Annotated in this window: 2 protein-coding genes, 1 tRNA gene and 1 pseudogene; all 4 read left to right on the top strand. The window is 72.5% G+C overall.

Translation table 11 applies throughout. The features are described from left to right. The first annotated feature begins 55 nt into the window (after positions 1 to 55). The gene (locus G5C65_RS33080; protein ID WP_165302761.1) at positions 56 to 679 is read left to right on the top strand and encodes a GNAT family N-acetyltransferase; all 624 of its coding nucleotides are present in this window, start codon (positions 56 to 58) and stop codon (positions 677 to 679) included. A gap of 184 nt (positions 680 to 863) precedes the next feature. Then, entirely contained in the window at positions 864 to 2375 is a 1512-nt protein-coding gene (gene sepX, locus G5C65_RS33075; protein WP_478501619.1) for a divisome protein SepX/GlpR, read from the top strand. Positions 2376 to 2483: 108 nt separating this feature from the next. Continuing rightward, positions 2484 to 2557: transfer RNA gene (locus G5C65_RS33070), tRNA-Ala, on the top strand. Between the two features lie 367 nt (positions 2558 to 2924). Then, a pseudogene (locus G5C65_RS40875) lies at positions 2925 to 3745 on the top strand (IS701 family transposase); the annotation flags it as partial. Between the last annotated feature and the right edge of the window lie 118 nt (positions 3746 to 3863).

The following is a 3863-nucleotide window of genomic DNA, read 5'->3' as shown; positions in this document are numbered from 1 at the left end:
CCGCCACCCCTTCCGCCCCGGATCCCGACGACGAAGCCAGAGGGGACGACCCCCGCTGAACGCACCGTGGCCCGCTGAGCTGGCGGACGGCGCCACCGCCCTCCGCCCCATAAGGCTGCGCGACCAGCGCGCCTGGCGCGAGGTCAACCAGCGCAACCGCGACTGGCTGCGCCCCTGGGAGGCGACGATCCCGCCGCCGCCTCCCGGCCACCTGCCGCCACGCCGTCCGACGTACCGCCAGATGGTGCGCCATCTGCGCGGCGAGGCGCAGGCGGGACGGATGCTGCCGTTCGTCGTGGAGTACGAGCGGCGGCTGGCCGGACAGCTGACGGTCGCCGGGATCACCTGGGGTTCGATGTGCTCGGGCCACATCGGCTACTGGATCGACCGGGCGGTCGCGGGCCGGGGTGTCATGCCCACGGCCGTGGCGCTCGCCGTCGACCACTGCTTCCGCACGGTGGGGCTGCACCGTATCGAGATCTGTATCCGGCCGGAGAACGGGCCGAGCCGACGGGTGGTGGAGAAGCTGGGTTTCCGGGAGGAGGGCACCAGACCCCGCTATCTCCATATCGACGGTGCGTGGCGGGACCATCTGGTGTTCGCGCTGACGGCTGAGGAAGTGCCGGAAGGGCTGCTGACCCGGTGGCACAGGGCGCGGCCGGGAGCCCCGCAGAAATGAGAAGTCTGTTCGATAAGTGTGTTCGATAACGCTTACGGGACAGTCGCAGTCCGACCATTATTCGGCCACATTTGGCGCTCTGTAGCGCAACAATCACAAAAAAAGTTCGAGAGATCAGCCAGATCGTGCGACACGCCGCCCTATTTGGCAGATGGGCTCGCGCAATCCCCTCTACCGTGTGAGGGTGAGCAGCAGTGGCCTCATCTACGCAGTCATCGTCGGGGCCTGGGCCGCCTATCTGGTGCCGATGTGGCTCCGCCGGCAGGACGAGCTCAACGAGGCCCGTCCGACGGAACGCTTCAGCACCGCTATCCGGCTGCTGTCCGGCAAGGCCGCGATGGAACGCCGCTACGCGCGGGACGCGGAGCGACGGGAAGCGCGCGAGGCGCGGGAGACCGGCGCCTCCCTGGCGGCCGCCACCGGGCCGGAGAGCGACCGGGACGCCCAGGGCTCCCCGGACGACGGCTACGCCGATGACGCGTACGGGACCGACCCGGACGACGCCGCGGAGGACGCGGTCGACGTACGGGCCTTCGCCGACCCCAAGACCATGGTCAGCGGGCAGGCACCGGAGGCGCCCACCGAGGTGCACGCACGGCGCGGCACGGCGGGCGGCCCGCCCGTGGCGGGCATGGCGGACATGGCGGGCAGCGGCACCCGCGAGCGGGGCCAGGAAGGCCGCCAGGGGAGCAGCAGCGCGGCGAAGAGCGCCAAGCGCGCCAAGCTGCTGGCCCGGCGGCGGCGCACCACGATGGTGCTCTTCCTCGCCTTCACCCTCGGCACCGTCGTCGCGGCGGTCGGCGGACTGGCCTTCCTGTGGGCGCCCGCGGTTCCGGGCGTCCTGCTGAGCGTGTACATCGTCCATCTGCGGGCGCAGGAGCGCCGCCGGTTCACCTTCACGATGGACCAGCGCCGCGCCGAGGCGGCGGCCCGCCGCCTCCACGAGCGCCGGGCGGCGGCCCGCGCCGCCGAGGCGGCCGCGGGGACGGCCCGCCCGCAGGGCCCCGCCGCCCCGGGCCCGGCGGTACACGGCCGCGAGCGCGCCCGCGCCCGCGCGGAGCGCCCCGCGCCCAGGACGCCCGGCGGGCCGCCGCCATCCGCTGCCTCGCATCCGTACGGAACGCCCGGGGCGCCGGGCCCCTCCGGTGCGTCCGCCCCGTCCCGGGCGCAGACCAGGGGCCCGGCGGGAGCCCGCCGGAGCCCGGCCGCGAGCCCGGCTGCGGGCTCGGCCGGGAACTCGGCCGCGAACTCCGCCGGGAGCCGTCCGGCCCGGGGCCCGGCGGAGGACCGGGCGGCGGGCCGGAGCCACGAGGAGCAGGAGGAGGCCGCAGCGGACCGGCGCGCGCTCGTCGAGCAGACCGACCACGCCGAGTGGGTCGACCAGCAGCGCGCCCGCGACCGCGACACCCCCGAGGGCGAGGGCTGGGACCCGGTCCCGGTGCCGCTCCCGACGTACGTGAGCGCACCGGTCGCCCCGCGCACCGCGCGCGACGTCGACCTGGAGGCCCCGGACGCCTGGAGCTCCGCGCGCTCCAGCGCCGCGCCCTCCCCGTCGGCGGCGTCCGAGCCTGAGCCCGCCGCGGGCGAGCCCGCCGCGGACGGCTCCCCCCGTTCGCGGCGGGCTCGCGACCGGGCGCGCACCCCGCTGTTCGACCAGTACGAGGACGAGGACCGTCCCCGCGCCGCCAACGAGTGAGCCCGCGGCCGACCGTGCCACCAGGCCCGCCCCGCTCCCCGCTGTGACCAGCACGAGAACGGATTTCCTCACAGGGCGAGGGGGATGCTAATGTTTCACACGTCGCAAGGGCCTGTGGCGCAGTCCGGTAGCGCATCTCGTTCGCAACGAGAGGGTCAGGGGTTCAAATCCCCTCAGGTCCACAGCAGGGCCGTTCTTGAGTCAGCTCAGGGGCGGTTGATGAGATCCCGTCGATCTTCATGATCGGGCGGGATCTTTGTCGTTTCTGGGGTCTGTTCGACCGTGTTCGGGGTGGGAGATGAGGTCCGTCGAGGGTCTGGTCGGCTCGGCCGGGGCGGTGCAGGGTGCTGTGCGCATCGCAAGGTGCCCCGGGGGCCCGGGGCTGGTAGTGGCGGTCTGCGGTTGTGCAGTAGACCCGGGCGATCGGCAAGCTGCAGGCGTTCCTTGAGATCGCTTCCATCACTTACATTCCGGATGCTCCGCACACCCTTGGCTGGTAGTGCTTCGTTACGTTGAGCGATCTCGCTTGGTGGTGGGTACCTCTCGGCTATGAGGCTTGGGGAGGTGGAACGGCTCCGGGGTGAGTTGTCGGAGTTCGTTGCCGATGTGTTCGGGTCGTTGCCGCGGCGGGATCAGCGGCGGTGGGGCGGGTGCTATCTGCGGGGCCTGATGCTGGACGGCCGGCGGCGGATCGCCGAGCGATTGTGCGAGGCTGTCGCGCCTGAGGTGTGGGTGGTCGACGCTGTGTCGTTCCCCAAGTGCGGCACCGCTTCGGTGGGGGTGGCCCGGCAGTACTGCGGAGCGTTGGGCAAGCGGGCGAACTGCCAGGTCGCGGTCGGCGTGCACGCCGCCACCGACAGAGCATCGTGCCCGCTGGAGTGGGAGTTGTTCCTGCCCGGGCAATGGGCCAGTGATGACCGGCGGCGCCAACGGGCCGGGGTTCCCGATGAGGTCGGGCAACGTCTCCAAGACCGGTTCGGCCCTGGGGCTGCTGGACCGGCTGGCCGCGCAGGGCCTTGCCGTGCCGGTGATCGTGGCCGACGCCGGTTACGGCCGCAGCGTCTCCTTCCGGCTCGCGCTGGAGGAACGCGGCTGGTCCTCTGTCATGGCGGTGGATCCCAAGGAGGTCGCTCGCCCGGCCGTGGCCGAGCCGTGTCAGCCGGCCTGCGGTGGTCCGGGACCGCCCACGCTGCCCCGCTACCGCGAGCCGGCCCAGTCCCTGACCTCGTTTAATCACCTTGGACACAGCCTTCGAACAGGCCACCTGGCGGCAGGGCAGCAAGGGACGGATGACCTCCCGTTTCGCCGTGATCGAGGTCCGGCCGTCGGGCAAGGAAGCCTGCCGCACCGCACAGGAACAAGCCGGGGGGGTGCCTCTATGTCCTTCGTCAAGCGAGGCGGGGGGTTCTGGGTTCGTAGAAGGTGCCGTCGCGGAGCATCGCGAAGATGACGCTGATGCGGTGGCGGGCGAGGCGGAGGAGGGCTTGG

The sequence above is a fragment of the Streptomyces boncukensis genome, assembly GCF_011045075.1.
Taxonomy (GTDB): Bacteria; Actinomycetota; Actinomycetes; order Streptomycetales; family Streptomycetaceae; genus Streptomyces; species Streptomyces boncukensis.
Note: the sequence above shows the minus strand (reverse complement) of the source record. Positions and strands in the feature narration are given on the sequence as shown.